General features: G+C 70.8%; 15 protein-coding genes. 6 read left to right on the top strand and 9 right to left on the bottom strand.

Annotated features, from left to right (window positions below; all coding sequences use genetic code 11):
• The first annotated feature begins 5 nt into the window (after positions 1-5).
• The 3 genes from V2J18_RS01140 (at position 6) to V2J18_RS01130 (ending at position 3,050) form a co-directional block, all read left to right on the top strand.
• Positions 6-1,049: a sulfate/molybdate ABC transporter ATP-binding protein gene (locus V2J18_RS01140; RefSeq protein WP_425605923.1), complete on the top strand. Its 1,044-nt coding sequence runs from the start codon at positions 6-8 to the stop codon at positions 1,047-1,049.
• 199 nt (positions 1,050-1,248) lie between these two features.
• The gene (gene hemB, locus V2J18_RS01135; RefSeq protein ID WP_064746037.1) at positions 1,249-2,241 is read left to right on the top strand and encodes a porphobilinogen synthase; all 993 of its coding nucleotides are present in this window, start codon (positions 1,249-1,251) and stop codon (positions 2,239-2,241) included.
• Positions 2,220-3,050, top strand: coding sequence for a hypothetical protein (locus V2J18_RS01130; RefSeq protein WP_336130650.1), 831 nt, complete (start codon positions 2,220-2,222; stop codon positions 3,048-3,050). The genes hemB and V2J18_RS01130 overlap by 22 nt, the downstream gene beginning before the upstream one ends.
• Positions 3,051-3,098: 48 nt before the next feature.
• Here V2J18_RS01130 and V2J18_RS01125 read toward each other — a convergent pair whose 3' ends face one another.
• Together V2J18_RS01125 and V2J18_RS01120 are read right to left on the bottom strand one after the other, a co-directional pair.
• A complete protein-coding gene (locus V2J18_RS01125; RefSeq protein WP_064746035.1) occupies positions 3,099-3,416 on the bottom strand; it encodes a hypothetical protein in 318 nt (105 codons plus the stop codon).
• A gap of 451 nt (positions 3,417-3,867) precedes the next feature.
• The gene (locus tag V2J18_RS01120; RefSeq protein WP_064746034.1) at positions 3,868-4,779 is read right to left on the bottom strand and encodes a TolB-like translocation protein; all 912 of its coding nucleotides are present in this window, start codon (positions 4,777-4,779) and stop codon (positions 3,868-3,870) included.
• Between the two features lie 49 nt (positions 4,780-4,828).
• Between V2J18_RS01120 and aroE the strand changes: the two genes are divergently transcribed.
• From aroE to V2J18_RS01105, 3 genes are read left to right on the top strand one after another with little or no spacing between them, the layout of a single operon-like run.
• Positions 4,829-5,698, top strand: coding sequence for a shikimate dehydrogenase (gene aroE / locus V2J18_RS01115; RefSeq protein WP_064746033.1), 870 nt, complete (start codon positions 4,829-4,831; stop codon positions 5,696-5,698).
• Positions 5,699-5,702: 4 nt separating this feature from the next.
• A complete protein-coding gene (locus V2J18_RS01110) occupies positions 5,703-6,059 on the top strand; it encodes a DUF952 domain-containing protein (RefSeq protein WP_336130649.1) in 357 nt (118 codons plus the stop codon).
• Positions 6,060-6,087: 28 nt separating this feature from the next.
• Entirely contained in the window at positions 6,088-6,351 is a 264-nt protein-coding gene (locus V2J18_RS01105) for a YkgJ family cysteine cluster protein (RefSeq protein WP_336130648.1), read from the top strand.
• A 363-nt stretch (positions 6,352-6,714) separates the two neighbouring features.
• Here V2J18_RS01105 and V2J18_RS01100 read toward each other — a convergent pair whose 3' ends face one another.
• The 7 genes from V2J18_RS01100 to V2J18_RS01070 all read right to left on the bottom strand — a co-directional run bounded on the left by V2J18_RS01100 (position 6,715) and on the right by V2J18_RS01070 (position 14,178).
• Positions 6,715-8,013 (bottom strand): DUF58 domain-containing protein, encoded by a 1,299-nt coding sequence (locus V2J18_RS01100; RefSeq protein WP_064746072.1) that lies wholly within the window; start codon positions 8,011-8,013, stop codon positions 6,715-6,717.
• 83 nt (positions 8,014-8,096) lie between these two features.
• On the bottom strand, positions 8,097-9,086 hold the full coding sequence (locus V2J18_RS01095) for an AAA family ATPase (RefSeq protein ID WP_336130647.1): 990 nt from the start codon (positions 9,084-9,086) through the stop codon (positions 8,097-8,099).
• Positions 9,083-10,306: a DUF4350 domain-containing protein gene (locus V2J18_RS01090; RefSeq protein ID WP_336130646.1), complete on the bottom strand. Its 1,224-nt coding sequence runs from the start codon at positions 10,304-10,306 to the stop codon at positions 9,083-9,085. Before V2J18_RS01090 ends, V2J18_RS01095 begins: the two co-directional genes overlap by 4 nt.
• Entirely contained in the window at positions 10,303-11,991 is a 1,689-nt protein-coding gene (locus tag V2J18_RS01085; RefSeq protein WP_336130645.1) for a DUF4129 domain-containing protein, read from the bottom strand. Before V2J18_RS01085 ends, V2J18_RS01090 begins: the two co-directional genes overlap by 4 nt.
• Positions 11,988-13,001, bottom strand: a complete 1,014-nt coding sequence (locus V2J18_RS01080) for a stage II sporulation protein M (protein ID WP_336130644.1) — start codon at positions 12,999-13,001, stop codon at positions 11,988-11,990. Before V2J18_RS01080 ends, V2J18_RS01085 begins: the two co-directional genes overlap by 4 nt.
• Positions 12,998-13,681, bottom strand: a complete 684-nt coding sequence (locus tag V2J18_RS01075) for an RDD family protein (RefSeq protein ID WP_064746026.1) — start codon at positions 13,679-13,681, stop codon at positions 12,998-13,000. Before V2J18_RS01075 ends, V2J18_RS01080 begins: the two co-directional genes overlap by 4 nt.
• The gene (locus V2J18_RS01070) at positions 13,681-14,178 is read right to left on the bottom strand and encodes an RDD family protein (RefSeq protein WP_064746025.1); all 498 of its coding nucleotides are present in this window, start codon (positions 14,176-14,178) and stop codon (positions 13,681-13,683) included. Before V2J18_RS01070 ends, V2J18_RS01075 begins: the two co-directional genes overlap by 1 nt.
• Between the last annotated feature and the right edge of the window lie 37 nt (positions 14,179-14,215).

The raw sequence follows: 14,215 nt of genomic DNA, 5'->3' as shown, positions 1-14,215 counted from the left end.
CGTACATGGACCTGCATCTCCACGCCATCGCCAAGCGCTACGCCGGCGTCGCCGCGCTCGACGCGGTCGACCTGCAGGTCGCCTCCGGCGAACTGGTCGCCCTGCTCGGCCCCTCGGGCTCGGGCAAGACCACCCTGCTGCGGGTCATCGCCGGCCTGCTGCAGCCCGATTCGGGCCGACTGCTGTTCGGCGAACAGGACGCCACCCGGCTGAGCCTGCGCGAACGCAACGTCGGTTTCGTGTTCCAGCACTACGCCTTGTTCAAGCACATGACCGTGGCCGAGAACATCGCCTTCGGCCTGCGCAGCCGGCCGCGCTCGCGGCGCCCGGACAAGGCGACGATCGCCAAGCGCGTGCAGGAACTGCTCGGCCTGATCCAACTGCCGGAACTGGGCGCGCGCTATCCCGAACAGTTGTCCGGCGGGCAGAAGCAGCGCGTCGCCCTGGCCCGCGCGCTGGCGATCGACCCGACCGTGCTGCTGCTCGACGAGCCCTTCGGCGCGCTCGACGCCAAGGTCCGGGTCGAGCTGCGCCGCTGGCTGCGCCGACTGCACGACCAGACCGGGCAGACCACCCTGTTCGTCACCCACGACCAGGAAGAAGCGCTGGAACTGGCCGACCGGGTGGTGGTGCTCAAGGACGGCCGGATCGAACAGATCGGCACTCCCGACGAGATCTACAGCACGCCGGCCTCGGCCTACGTGTTCGATTTCATCGGCCGCGCCAACGTGATCGAAGGCCAGACCGAGGGCGGCGAGCTGTCGGTCAACGGCCACGCCATGCGCTTGCCGGTCGACAGCCACAGCCGCAGCCGCGCCAAGCTGTACGTACGCCCGCACGACATGGCCCTGGTCGACGGCGACGACGGCCTGCCGGCGCGGGTGGTCTCGACCCACCGGCTGGCCGAGCGGATCACCCTGGAACTGGCGATCGAAAGCCAGCACCGGCCGCTGGAACTGGACCTGGCCGCGACCCCGGACGCGGTCATCCCGGCCGCCGGCAGCACCGTGCACGTGCGGCCGCTGCGCTACCGGGTGTATTCCGACTGACACCGAGCGCAGTCCTGAAGGCCGGCGGCCCCCTCTCTGGCTTGCGGGAAAGGGTGCAATGCGGGTGCCGGGCTTGGTCGGCTGCGACACGGGTCGGTTGCGACGCGAGCTTGCCCGTCGTGCCCGGAACGCTGCGTCCCCGCCCGCCGCGACCCGCGGTCGCAGGCCCGCGCCGGCCGCGGGAGTAGACTAGGCGCCCATGAGCTATCCCTACACGCGCCCGCGGCGGATGCGCCGCGATGAATTCTCGCGCCGGCTGATGCGCGAGACCGTCCTCACCGCCGACGACCTGATCTATCCGGTGTTCGTGCACGAACTCGACGGCCGCGCGCCGGTCGGCTCGATGCCCGGCATCGAGCGGCTGTCGATCGACGAACTGCTGCGCGTCGCCGAACGCGCCAGCGAGCTGCGCGTGCCGGCGCTGGCGCTGTTCCCGGTGACCGCGCCGGACGCCAAGTCGCTGACCGCCGAAGCCGCCTGGCAGGACGACGGCCTGTGCCAGCGCGCGGTGCGCGCGCTCAAGCAGCGCTTTCCGGAGCTGGGCGTGATCACCGACGTCGCCCTCGACCCCTACACCAGCCACGGCCAGGACGGCCTGGTCGACGACAGCGGCTACGTGCTCAACGACGAAACCGTCGAAGCCCTGGTCAAGCAGGCGTTGTCGCACGCCGCCGCCGGCGCCGACGTGGTCGCGCCCAGCGACATGATGGACGGCCGCATCGGCCGCATCCGCGAAGCGCTGGAGCAGCGCGGCCACATCCACACCCGCATCCTCGCCTACAGCGCCAAGTACGCCTCCAGCTTCTACGGCCCGTTCCGCGACGCGGTCGGCTCGGCCGGCGCGCTCGGCAAGGGCAACAAGTACACCTACCAGATGGACCCGGCCAACAGCGACGAGGCCATGCGCGAGATCGCGCTGGATCTGGACGAAGGCGCCGACATGATCATGGTCAAGCCCGGCCTGCCCTACCTGGACATCGTGCGCCGGGCCAAGGACGAATTCGGCGCGCCGACCTTCGTCTATCAGGTCAGCGGCGAGTACGCGATGCTGCGCGCGGCGATCGGCAACGGCTGGCTGGACGAGCGCGGCTGCGTGCTGGAATCGCTGACCTCGATCAAGCGCGCCGGCGCCGACGGGGTGCTGACCTATTTCGCATTGGATGCGGCGCAATGGATGCGCGAAGCGCGGTGATCGCGCGGATTCCGGCGCGCGTCCACATTCTGTTGGCGCGCGCCGCGAACACCGCAGTGGTGCTGCGCCGCGGCCCGAGCAAGCGGGTCTGCGTGCTCGGCTGGAACCGCGACGACGACCGCGTCGCGGTCGGCCAGTGGCTCAAGGGCCGCATCTACGAACGCCGATGCGACCTGTCGCCGGACGGCCGCCACCTGCTCTATTTCGCCTCCAACCAAGGCCGCCGGCCCTCGTCGTGGAGCGCGGTTTCGCGCGCGCCGTACCTGAAGACGCTGGACTTCTTTCCCAAGGGCGACACTTATCAGGGCGGCGGACTGTTTCTCGACCGGGGCGAGTACTGGTTGAACGGCAGCCACTGTGTCGAACGCACCGACTCCGGGTTGCGCCGGCGCAGCGAACCGCCCTCGCCGGAGCGCTACGGCAGCGACTGCACGGGCGTGTACTACCTGCGCTTGCAACGCGACGGCTGGGCGCTGAAGCATGCCGACCCGAGCTCGGGTTCGACCCTGACCACCTTCGAGAAGCCTGCCGGCGGCCACTGGCTGCTGCGCAAGATCGCCTACGCCGGCCTGGTCGAACGTCCCGGCCGCGGCCACTGCCACGATCGCCATGCCCTCTACGACCGCCGCAGCGAACGCCTGATCGACCTGCCGGACTGGGAGTGGGCCGAGTTCGACCGCGGCGAGCTGCTGTGGGTCGAACATGGCGGCCTGTTCCGCGGCGCTATCGCGGCCGACGGCACGCTGTCGCGGCAACAGGTGTACGACTTCAACCCGCTGCCATGGCAGAACCTCGAAGCGCCGTACTGAGCGCATGAAAGAACTGCGGAGCCGCGCACGGCGGCTCCGCAGCGTGCATCAGTACGGGTAGAAGGCGCAGTAGTTCACCACTTGGACATTGAGCTGGCTGGCGTAGCCATAGAGCTGGGTTTCGCACTCGCTCTGGCTCAGCGCGGTGATGTGGGCGTAAGTCCAGGAATACACCATCGAACCGCCCGGACCGTCGACGCGGTGCGGCTGCAGCCAGCGCACCGATGCCTTCCATTCGCCGAAGCGGGCCGGATCCGACGGCACCGGCGTCGCGCCGCCGGAACTGGCGGCGAGCGACGGCAAAGCGGCGAGCGACAACACGAACCCGAACAGCAGTCCCCCCAACTTGGCTTTCGAGACGTTCATGAAAAGTCCTTTTCATAGGCCACACAGCGTGGCCGGCGCAGCATAGCCACGCGACGGCGCGCGCCCGCCCGGCTGCGGAACGGTTCCGATGGGCGGCGGTTCGACCGGTATCGGCGGAAATGCCGGCGCCGCCCGTCCGCGACCGGAGGCTGGCCGTTTTTTTCGGCGCTTACGTCGGCCAGCGCGGACGCGGCCTGCGCCCGGAGGGCATCCCCGTGGGAAACCTCTCCCACTCCAACGGCAGCAGCTTGCTTTCTGTAGGAGCGGCGTAAGCCGCGACCACCGAAGCGGTGTCGCGCCACGTTCGTGTTCGACACCGATAGAACCGTGCGCCAAGGCAGAGGCGCCGCACGGCCGGACTACGGCCCTGGCGCTTGCGTCCAGCGCTTGAGCGGTCGCGGCTTACGCCGCTCCTACAAAAGTTCGACGGCGAGCGGCTGGGCGCAGCGCTTCAGCCCTTGCCTGGGCCGACGCAACCGTCCTGACCGGTGACCGTCGGCGCCTTCATCCGGTAGATGTCCTGCTTGCCGGCCTTGGGCGCCTTGGCGGTGCCGTTGAGCAGCAGCTCGCCGGGCTTGTTCCAATCGATCACCGGGCCGTAGGTGTAGGCGCCGGCCGCGTTGAACGACAGCGCCAGCGGCGTCGCTTCGCCGTAGCGCGCGCCGTCGCACTGGGCCAGGTACACACGCACGTCGCCATCGCCATCGACGTCCCGCGAACGCGCGAACACGATCGCGCGGCCGTCGCCGAGCCAAGTCGCATCGAATTCGTCGGCGGCGGTGTTGAGGCCCGGCGCCGGCTTCGGATCGGCGAAGGCGCGGCCGTTCCAGCTCGCGATCCACAGATCCTGGCCGCCGGCGCCGCCGCGGCCGTCGCTGGCGAACAACAGATAGCGGCCGTCGCGGCTCGGCGCGGGCGCCCATTCGCGGCCGGCGGTGTTGACCCCGGGGCCGAGATTCTCGGCCGGACCAAAGCCGTCGGCGCGCACCGCGGCGCGATAGAGGTCTTCGGCGCCCTGACCGCCGGGACGGTCGGAGAAGAAATACAGCCAGCGGCCGTCGCCGCTGAACATCGGGTCGTAGTCTTTGTGCGGGCCGTTCAGGGCCAGCGGCTGCGGGTTCTGCCAACGACCGTCGACCCGTTCCGCCTGCCACAGATCGCGGCCGCCCGGACCGCCCGGGCGATCGCTGCCCCAGACGATACGCCGTCCGTCGGGACTCACCGTGGCTCGCACCTCGCTGTCGGGGGTGGACACCACGCCCATGCCTTCTATGCCGAATTCGGCCAAACCGGCCTGGACCGGGACGCCCAGTACGCAGGCGAGGAGTAGACTGGAGCCGAACCGGACCCTGGCGTGCCGCATCGTGCGTCTCCCAACAGGAAAGGTCTCCAGTCTAGAACGAGGCGCGTCCATGTCGATCGATTCCAGTTCGTCCAGTCCCGTCCTGCGTTACGCCGTGTTCGGCCATCCGGTCGCCCATTCGTTGTCGCCGCGCATCCACGCTGCGTTCGCGCGTCAGTTCGGCATCGCCCTGGAGTACCGCGCGATCGACGCCGCGCCGGAGCAGTTCGACGTGGCCCTGGCCGAGTTCGCCGCCGAGGGCGGCCTCGGCGCCAACATCACCCTGCCGTTGAAGACCCGCGCGGCCAGCATCTGCACCCATCTGAGCGAGCGCGCCCAACGCGCAGGCGCGGTCAACACCCTGATCCGCACCGCCACCGGCTGGGAGGGCGACAACACCGACGGCGTCGGCCTGATCCGCGACCTCACCGACCGCCACGGCCTGGACCTGCGCGCGCGCCGTACTCTGCTGATCGGCGCCGGCGGCGCCGCGCGCGGCGTCGCTCCGGCGCTGCTCGACGCCGGCATCGGCGAGTTGTACATCGTCAACCGCACCGGCGAGCGCGCCGACGCGCTGGCCGACGCGCTGGGCATGCCGGGCCGGGTGCATCCGCGCTACCTCGCCGACGTCGGCACGCTGGGCAACTTCGACCTGATCGTCAACGCGACCTCGGCCGCGCGCGAGGACGGCATGCCTTCGCTGCCGATGAGCCTGGCCACGCCGCGCACCGCCGCGGTCGACCTGAGCTACGGCGAAGCGGCGATTCCGTTCCTGGCCTGGGCCAAGGTCGCCGGCGCGCACGACCGCGTCGACGGCCTGGGCATGCTGGTCGAACAGGCCGCGGAAAGCTTCGAACGCTGGCACCGCAAGCGTCCGGACACCGATCCGGTGTACGCGATGCTGCGCGAGCGCGACGACGCTCTGGTCACGGCGGACTGAGCGCATGGCGAACGCCGGTTCCGCGCCCACGCCTGCGTTCGCCGGGCCCGCGCCCGCCCTCGTCTATCACTTCGCCGCACCGGCCGACTGGGCCGCGGCGCAGGCGCGCGGCGAGTACGCGCCGGAGTCGCTGGCGCGCGAGGGCTTCCTGCATTGCGCGACGCAGGCGCAGCTGGCCGGCGTGATCGAGCGTCACCAGCGCGGCCGCGGCGCGCTGCTGCGCTTGAGCCTGGACGCGGCCGCGCTCGGCGCGGCGCTGCGTTACGACTGGAGCGCGCGCAGCGGCGATCACTACCCGCACGTCTACGGCCCGATTCCGCTGCATGCGGTGCGCGCGGTCGAACCGTTCGAAGCGCCATGAACGACTTGCGTCTCGTACGCGAGCCGGCATGAGCCGGGCCTGCCGCGACCGCTGCGGCGCCTGCTGCATCGCGCCGTCGATCAACAGCCCGATCCCGGGCATGCCGCACGGCAAGCCGGCCGGCATACCCTGCGTGCAACTCGACGACGAGCTGCGCTGCCGCTTGTTCGGCCGACCGGAGCGTCCGGCGTTCTGCGGCTCGCTGCAGCCGACCGGCGAGATGTGCGGGCAAGACCGCGCACAGGCGATGCAGTGGCTGGGCTGGCTGGAAGAGCAAACCCGGCCGGGATGAGGCGCGATGCCTTGGATCGACCAGCACTCAGGCCAAGCAGGAACGGAGTTCCCCCTGTCTTTTTCGAAGGGGGATCGGCAGGCGGCTACGCCGTTGGGCCGGTTAGCGACAGGGCGACCGGCGGTTTGCGCCGTTTGACGGGGTCGCGGCGGGACGCCCGGCGAACTGCGCTTTGTGATCGCATGGCACGAGCGGTAGGACGACTCGTCGGCGAACGACCCGATGGCGGGCATGACGCCGGCAGCTTCCTTGCGCGCTACCGAGGCCTGACCGGCGTACGACCTTGCCGCTGCCCCCTTCGACCCAGGGGCGACGATCGCGCAGCGAAAGTGGAGGAGTTGCCGCTGCGGCCGGCGCGGCGCCTCAAAGCAAACCGTCGCGCTTGACCGCCAGATACTTCTCGACCAGCGACGCCGCCAGTTGCTCGCAGCTCACGTCCAGCACCATCACCCCGTGGTTGCGCAGCGCGTCGTGCGCGGCGGCACGCTGCTCCAGGTACTGCGCGGTCGCGCCGGCGCGGATCGCGCCGGACAGGTCGACGACCTCGTCGCCCAAGGCCTGATCCAGCGAGCCCTCGCGCAGACTGGCCACGCATACCAGATGGCGCCCGCGCAGCATGCGCACCGCGGCAAGCAGGTCGTCCATGTCTTCGTCGCGCAGGTTGGTCACCAGCATCACCAGCGAACGCCGGCGCTGGCGCAGCGACAGCTCGGTCGCCGCCGCCAGGAAATCGGTCGCCACCGCCTGCGGCTGCAAGGCGTAACTGGCGCGCAGCAGGTTGTCGATCGCGCCGACGCCGCGCTGCGGCGGCACCCAGCGACTTTCGCCGCCGCTGGCCAGCAGGCCGACGCCGTCGCCCTGGCGCAGGGCCAGATAGGCCACCACCAGCGCCGCATCCAGCACGTGGTCGAAATGCGACAGCGCGCCGTCGCGGGCCATCAGCCGGCGGCCGGTGTCGAGCATCAGCACCAGTTGCTGGTTGCGCTCGTCCTGGTACTCGCGCGAGATCAGCCGGCGCGCGCGCGCGGTGGCCTTCCAGTCGATCTGGCGCAGGCTGTCGCCGACCCGGTACTCGCGCATCTGATGGAAATCGGTGCCCTCGCCGCGGCGCCGCTTGACGTGCGCGCCGACCAGGCGCGACGCCTGTTCGGCGCTGAACATCGCGAACTTGGCCAGCGGCGCGAAATTGGGAAACACGCGCACCCGCTGCACCTCGCCGCCCAGGCGCGACTGCCACCACAGCCCCCACGGCGAATGCAGGCGCAGTTGCACGCCGTCGAACTGGAAATCGCCGCGCCGGTCGGGGCGCAGCTGATATTCGAAGCTCGCGCTTTCGCCACGCCGCAACTCGACCCGGCGCGGCAGATCGCGCATCGCCCACTCGCCCGGATGCAGATCGAACAGGTCCAGGCGCTGACGCCGCAGGGTCTCCACGACCAGGGTGACCGGGCGTTCGACGCCGATCGCCCAGGTGTCGTGCATCTGCCGCACGACCTGCGGCGTGGGCGCGCCGCGCAGGCGCAGGCCGTCGATCAGCAGCAACGCGAACAAGGCCGCACTGGCCAGCCACCAGGCCGAGGCCGGCGCCCAGCCGGCGCTCGCCGCCAGGCCCAGCGCCGACCAGGCCAGCGCCAGTGCGCCCACCCGCGGCGCCGGCCGCAGCCAGCTGCGCCGCGCCAGCGCACGCTCGCGCGGCACCGGCGGTGCGGCGGCATGGACCGGCAACGGCGGCGGGACGGCCCGACTCATTGCCGCGGCGCTTCGACCTTGGCCAACAGCGCGTGCAGCACGTCGTCCGGCGACTGGCCTTCGATCTGCAGCTCCGGCGCCAGCGCGATGCGATGGCGCAGCGCCGGCTTGGCGATCTCGCGCACGTCGTCGGGAGTGACGAAGTCGCGCCCGGACAGCACCGCCTGGGCGCGCGCGGCGCGCACCAGGGCCAGGCTGCCGCGCGGACCGGCGCCGAGGGCGATGCCGGCCCAATCGCGAGTGGTGCCGACGATCCGCACCACGTAGTCGATCACCGCCTCGTCGACCCGCACCAGCGCCGTGCCCTGTTGCATCGCCACGATCTCCTCCGGACCGAGCACGCGCCGCACCTGCGACAGGTCGAAGTCCGACGCGCTGCGGCCCAGGCTGACCGCGCTGACCATGCGCTTCTCGTCGGCGCGGTTGGGATAGCCGATCAGGATCTTGAGCAGGAAGCGGTCGAGCTGCGCTTCGGGCAGGGGATAGGTGCCTTCCTGCTCGACCGGGTTCTGCGTGGCCAGGGTCAGGAACGGCGGCGGCAGTTCGAAGCTGTGGCCTTCGATGGTGACCTGCTGCTCCTGCATCGCCTCCAGCAGCGCCGACTGGGTCTTGGCCGGGGCGCGGTTGATTTCGTCGGCCAACAGCAGATTGGTGAACACCGGGCCCCGGCGGATATTGAAGCTCTCCGTCTTCGGGTCGTACACCGCGTGGCCGCTGATGTCGCTGGGCATCAGGTCGGGGGTGAACTGGACCCGGGCGTAGCCGCAGTCCAGCGCCTTGGACAGGGCGCGCACCACCAAGGTCTTGCCCAGGCCGGGCACGCCTTCGAGCAGGGCGTGGCCGCCGGCGAGCAGGGCGATCAGGATCTGGTCGAGCACCTCGGCCTGGCCGATGAAGGCCTTGCCGACTTCCTCGCGCACGTCGGCGGCGCGTTGCGCCAGCGCGGCGCCGGTGATCGGGACGAGCGGAGCGGCGTCGAGGGTCATAAGCGGTTTCTCATGCGGATCAAAGTGGCGATGCGGGTGCGGAACGCGGTGTGTTCGCGCGCCAGCGGCGGAGTCAGCGCGTCGCGGATCTCGTCGGCGGACAAGGCCGGCGCGCTCTTGAAGCGTTCGGCGAGCAGCGCCACGCGCGGCTCGCCGTCGAGGCCGGCGGCGTAGGGGTCGCGCCGGCGCAGGCGGGCCAGGAAGGCGCGGCGCGCGGCCTCGTACAAGCGCGGGCCGTAGCCGTAACGGTAGACGTGTTCGCCGCTGGCGACGATGTGTTCGAGCAGCGAGCGCCGCTCCAGCGCCGGCGCCGGCCGCAGCGGGCCGAAACGCTGCATGCGCAGCCACAGCCAGCCCAGCAGCCACAGCAGCAGCGGCAGCCAGGCCATCCAGCTGCGTTCGATCAGGGTCTTCCACAGCGACGGCACTTCCGCCGCATAGATCAGGTGCACGGTGCCGGCGCGGTAGTTCGGCGCCAGCAGCTGGCGCGCCAGCGCGGCATTGGCCGGCTTGGCGATCCGGTCGTCGGAGAAGCGCAGGCCGCGCAGCAGCGGATTGTCCGAGCCGGTGTCGTTGGACAGGAAATCCAGGTCCGACGCCACGTCGACATGGCCCTGGCCGTGGGCGAAGCGGGCATAGACGTAGGCGCTGTCCTCGTCGCCCCAGGCATGCGCGGGCTCGATGTCGCTGTTGTAGAAGTAGAACCGGCGTCCGCCGCAGAACTGGCTCTGCGCTTCCAGGCCGCGCTCGTACACGCCGACGCAGCCGGAACGCAGCTCCTCCTCGTCGGCGACGTCGCTGCGGTCGAGCAAGGTCACGCCGAGTTCGGTCAACACCGGCACCGGCGATTCGCCGAGCTGTTCGTGCAGCGGCGGCGTGCGCACGATCAGATGACCGCCGCGCTCGGCCCAGGCCAGCAAGGCCTTGGCGTCGTCGGCGCTCAAGGTGCGCGGGTCGCGGAAGATCAGCACCGTGTCGCGCGGCTTCAGCGGGTGCAGGCCCAGCGCCAGACGCTGTCGCGCCTGGACCTGGACCCGATCGCGTTGCAGGGCCAGCTTGAGCACGTACAACGGGTTACTGGCCGCTTCGCCGCTGCGCGGCGCGTCGACGCTCTCCTCGACCCGGGTGTAGCCGTCGCGCCAGACCGCGACGCCGACTGCGGCCACGACCGCCACTGCGACCACCAGCAGCGCGCCGATCGCCAGACGGGCGCGGCTCATGCGGTCCACCCGAAACGACGGCCGAGCAGGCCGACCAGATCGTCGAACTCTTCGTCGTCCGGCAGGACGTCGGCATAGGCCGCGTACTGCCAGGTGCGCACGGCGCGGGCGAAGGCCTCGCGGTCGTCGGCCAGGGCCAGCTTGCGCGAGGCGCGCAGGCATTGCGCCTCGGTCGCACCCGGCACCAACACGATATCGGCGCGCTGCGCCATCGATTCGACCGCGGCGCGGTACATCAGCGCCAACGCATCGCGGGCGCGGCCGGCGCGCCACAGGCGGCGGATCGCCGTCGGAATGTCGTCGGGCAGGGGCTCGGGCTCGGCCGCGGCGCCGACCCGCACCTCGCCCGGCGACGGCTCCTCTTCCTCGCCGCCGCGGAACCAGCCCAGCCAGCGCGAGGCGCTCCACAGCAGGGCGATCGCGATCGCCGCGACCACGCCCCACAGCAGCCACTGCACCACCGCGGCGAGATTGCCGCCGAGGCCGTCGAACATCTCCAGGCTGGACGGCTTGCGCTCTTTTTCCTGGTCCTTGCGCTCGGCCTTGGGTTTCCACACCGTCTGGGTGCGCTTGGGCGATACTGCCGGGTCCTGCATCGCCTTGGCCACCGCCTCGCGCAGCGCGCGGTCGTCGCGGCGGTCCTCGCCGAACACCTCGCCCAGGGTCGATGGCAAGCGGCGGCTCTTGCGGCTGTCGTCGACGTAGTCGCGGATCGGCGCGTACGGCGGTGCGGATTCTTCGTCGCTGGCCGTTTCTTCGGCCGCCGCTTCGGCCGCCGCTTCGCCCACCGTCTCGTCGCCGGCGGCCTCTTCTTCGACGGCCGCCGCGGCCTGCGCTTGCGCCGCGGAAGACGCGTCCGCCGCCTGCGCTGCCGCGTCCGGCGCGAAACCGACCATCGCGCACAACACCAGCAACAACGGCGCCGCGGCCGCGGTCAGGCGCGCGCGCAGGCGACGGAACACGATCTCGATGTCCCAGCCCTCGATCTCGGTGCGGCGATTGAGGTACAGGCCGAAGCCGGCGCCGACGTAGAACGGTTCGATCAGCGCGGTCGCCAGCCAGGCCAGGCCGTTGAGGGTGGCGTCGAACCATTGCGGCTGGGCCGCGACCGCTTCGAACAGGGCCTTGAACGTGTCCGGCAGGTAATCGAACGGCACGAACATCAGCGCGCCGAGCAGGGCGCCGAGCACGATCACGATTTCGAAGTGGACGCAGGTCAGGGTCAGCAGCGACCCGACGCCGTACACGGGCGCGCCGAGCGCGCCGCGGCGATGACGGGCCTCGCTGCCGCTGCCGCCCTCGAGCAGATCCACCGGCAGGTACAGCGAACGCGCCGGACCGAGCCGGCGCCAGGTCAGATACGGCAACCACCAGCGTGCGCCCCAGCGCAGCGCCGCGCGCACGGTCTGGCGCGTGTCCGGGGTTTCGCCGAACACCGCGCGCGACAGCACGAACAGCGGGATGCGGTCGAACCAGGGCTTGAGCCACCACATCAGCAGGCCGGCCAGCCACAGCAGATCCAGGGCCCAGCCCACGGCGTTGAGCGCGACCAGCAACGGCAGCGAAGTCAGCAGCCACGGCTTCCAGATCGCGCCGGCATGGCGCCGCACCAGGGCCATGCCGAGTTCGGCGGCCTCCCAGGCGCTGCGCGGGCGCAGCGCGACGGTGAGCGCTTCCAGCCTCATGCGGCGTCTTCGTCGTCGCGATAGGCGGCGTTGCGGCCGCCGCGCAGCAGCCACAGCCCGACCAGCACCCACAGCGCCGCGCCAACCGCGTACTTGACCGGCGCCGGCACCCCGGCGATCGACGACCAGAACGCCTCGACGAAGGCGGCGAACACCAGCATGGCGAACACGCCGATGCAGATCTTGGCGCCGCGCCGGCCGCCGTGGATCAGCGAATCGATCCGTCGCCGCTGGCCGGGGGCGATCAGGCTCAACCCCAGGCGCAGGCCGGCGCCGCCGGCGATCACGATCGCGGTCAGTTCCGGCGCCGAATGGCCGGCGACGAAGCGCCAGAACGGGTCGCCGTGGCCGACCGCCTGCAGATGCCCGGCGACCCCGCCGATCATCACGCCGTTGAAGATCAACACGAACACCGTGCCGAGGCCGGCGACCAGGCCGCTGGCGAAGGTCTGGAAGCCGATGCCGACGTTGTTGCCGATGTAATGGGCGAACATCTGCAGATCGTCTTCGTCGGTGCGGCCCAGGTCGCTCTTGCCGGCCGGGTCGTACATCTGCTCGAAGCGCGCCAGGCTCTGCACGTCGAACAGGCCGGCGGCGAGATCGGGCTTGATCTGGATGGCGACGAAAATGCTCGCCAGCGGCAGCACGAACAGCAGCGCCGCGGCCAGCATGCAATGGCGCTCGGCCCGGACCAGGCGCGGAAAACCGGCCAACAGGAACTCGATCGCCCGCCGCCAATGCACCGGCTTGGTCCGGTACAGCACGCTGTGGCCGCGCTGCATCAGTTGTTGCAGACGATCGGTGACCACCGCGCTGTAGCCGCGCCGGCGCGCCAGCGCCAGTTGCTGGCACAGCCGGCGGTGGCGTTCGGGCAACTGATCGTCGCTGAGCCCGTTCCACTCGCGGCGGTGGCTGCGAGCGTGGCGGGCGCTGGCGGAACGATGCTCCAGCCAGCGCTCGAACTCGCGCCATTCGTATTCGTGGCGGGCGACGAAGTGCTCTTGTCTCATCGCCGCCCCAACAGCCAGTTGGCGATGCCGTAGACCCGGTCGACCGCCTGCTCGCCGCGGCTGCGGGTCAGCGGCTCGGTCAGTTCGGCCAGCTCGATCTGGCGCGCCAGGGTCAGACGCGGCGCGCGTTCGGCGAAGGCGACCATCGCCGCCTGCTCGTGCGGCAACAGCGGCGACGACGGCGCCAGCGGCGGGACCACCGCCGCCGCGGTCTGCGGCGTATGCCGCGGCGCGTGCACCACCAGGGTGCCGGCCACCATGTCGCCGAGCCGGCGGCCCCAGGGATCGAACAGGCAGGCGACCAGACCGACGGCGTAACCCACCGGCAACGCGTCCACCACCCGCAGCAGATTTCGGGTGAACGAGGCCATCCAGCCCACCGGCGCGCCGTCGGCGGCGACCACGCGCAGCCCCAGCGCCCACTTGCCGGGCGTGCGGCCTTGCATCAGCACTTCGAACAGCACCTGGTAGAACCAGGTCATCACGAACACCACCAGCGCGAGCACGGCGTAGCCGGCCTCGCCGAACAGGCCGACCAGGGCGCGGAACAGCGCGGCGTAGATCACCGCGCGCAACGCCAGATCGAGCAGCCAGGCCAGCGCGCGCGGCACCGGCCCGGCAGCGCGCAGGTGCAGCGCGACGCCTTCGGGCGTCACCACCTGGCGGTAGGTGTCGAGCATCAGGCGTTGATCACCTTGGTGTCGGCGAGCAGATCGTGCAGGCAACGGCTTTCGTCGCCGAAGATCCACAGTGCGTTGGCCAGACTGAAGAGCGCGCCCAGGCAAGGCACCGACTCGATCAGGCCGATCACGATCATGCGCAGGCCGAGGATGCGGCCCAGCGAGGCCGGGCTGCCGTCCAGGCGCACGATCTTGATCTTCAGCCAGCGCTTGCCCAGGGTCTGCCCGCTTTGCGCCAGCAGCACCAGGTTGTAGGCGAACAGGGCCAGGGCGAACAGCAAGCCCAGGCTCATGATGCCCAGCTGCAGGGGCGAGGGTTGTTCGCTGTTGGGATCGACCGCCACGGCGACGAACACCGGCGCCATGCACACCATGTACAGGGCGCCGTCGATCAGACGCGCGATCAGGCGTGTGCCGCGGTCGGCGCGCACGCTGTAGTCTTCGCCCGCCACGGGCAGTGCCGACGGTGCGGCGTACGGATTCTGCGGTTCTTCCATGTTGCCCCGACTCCTGAGTCGCGCTTTTCCCCTGCGC

Source organism: Lysobacter firmicutimachus, assembly GCF_037027445.1.
Taxonomy (GTDB): Bacteria; Pseudomonadota; Gammaproteobacteria; order Xanthomonadales; family Xanthomonadaceae; genus Lysobacter; species Lysobacter firmicutimachus.
The sequence above is the reverse complement of the archived record's forward strand: the minus strand, read 5'-3'. Positions and strand labels throughout refer to the sequence as shown.

Excerpts from the sequence above, each read along its gene's own strand:
- V2J18_RS01140 (WP_425605923.1), top strand. The coding sequence starts at position 6 with ATGGACCTGCATCTCCACGCCATCGCCAAGCGCTACGCCGGCGTCGCC.
- hemB (WP_064746037.1), top strand. The coding sequence starts at position 1,249 with ATGAGCTATCCCTACACGCGCCCGCGGCGGATGCGCCGCGATGAATTC.
- V2J18_RS01130 (WP_336130650.1), top strand. The coding sequence starts at position 2,220 with ATGGATGCGCGAAGCGCGGTGATCGCGCGGATTCCGGCGCGCGTCCAC.
- V2J18_RS01125 (WP_064746035.1), bottom strand. The coding sequence starts at position 3,416 with ATGAACGTCTCGAAAGCCAAGTTGGGGGGACTGCTGTTCGGGTTCGTG.
- V2J18_RS01120 (WP_064746034.1), bottom strand. The coding sequence starts at position 4,779 with ATGCGGCACGCCAGGGTCCGGTTCGGCTCCAGTCTACTCCTCGCCTGC.
- aroE (WP_064746033.1), top strand. The coding sequence starts at position 4,829 with ATGTCGATCGATTCCAGTTCGTCCAGTCCCGTCCTGCGTTACGCCGTG.
- V2J18_RS01110 (WP_336130649.1), top strand. The coding sequence starts at position 5,703 with ATGGCGAACGCCGGTTCCGCGCCCACGCCTGCGTTCGCCGGGCCCGCG.
- V2J18_RS01105 (WP_336130648.1), top strand. The coding sequence starts at position 6,088 with ATGAGCCGGGCCTGCCGCGACCGCTGCGGCGCCTGCTGCATCGCGCCG.
- V2J18_RS01095 (WP_336130647.1), bottom strand. The coding sequence starts at position 9,086 with ATGACCCTCGACGCCGCTCCGCTCGTCCCGATCACCGGCGCCGCGCTG.
- V2J18_RS01090 (WP_336130646.1), bottom strand. The coding sequence starts at position 10,306 with ATGAGCCGCGCCCGTCTGGCGATCGGCGCGCTGCTGGTGGTCGCAGTG.
- V2J18_RS01085 (WP_336130645.1), bottom strand. The coding sequence starts at position 11,991 with ATGAGGCTGGAAGCGCTCACCGTCGCGCTGCGCCCGCGCAGCGCCTGG.
- V2J18_RS01080 (WP_336130644.1), bottom strand. The coding sequence starts at position 13,001 with ATGAGACAAGAGCACTTCGTCGCCCGCCACGAATACGAATGGCGCGAG.
- V2J18_RS01075 (WP_064746026.1), bottom strand. The coding sequence starts at position 13,681 with ATGCTCGACACCTACCGCCAGGTGGTGACGCCCGAAGGCGTCGCGCTG.
- V2J18_RS01070 (WP_064746025.1), bottom strand. The coding sequence starts at position 14,178 with ATGGAAGAACCGCAGAATCCGTACGCCGCACCGTCGGCACTGCCCGTG.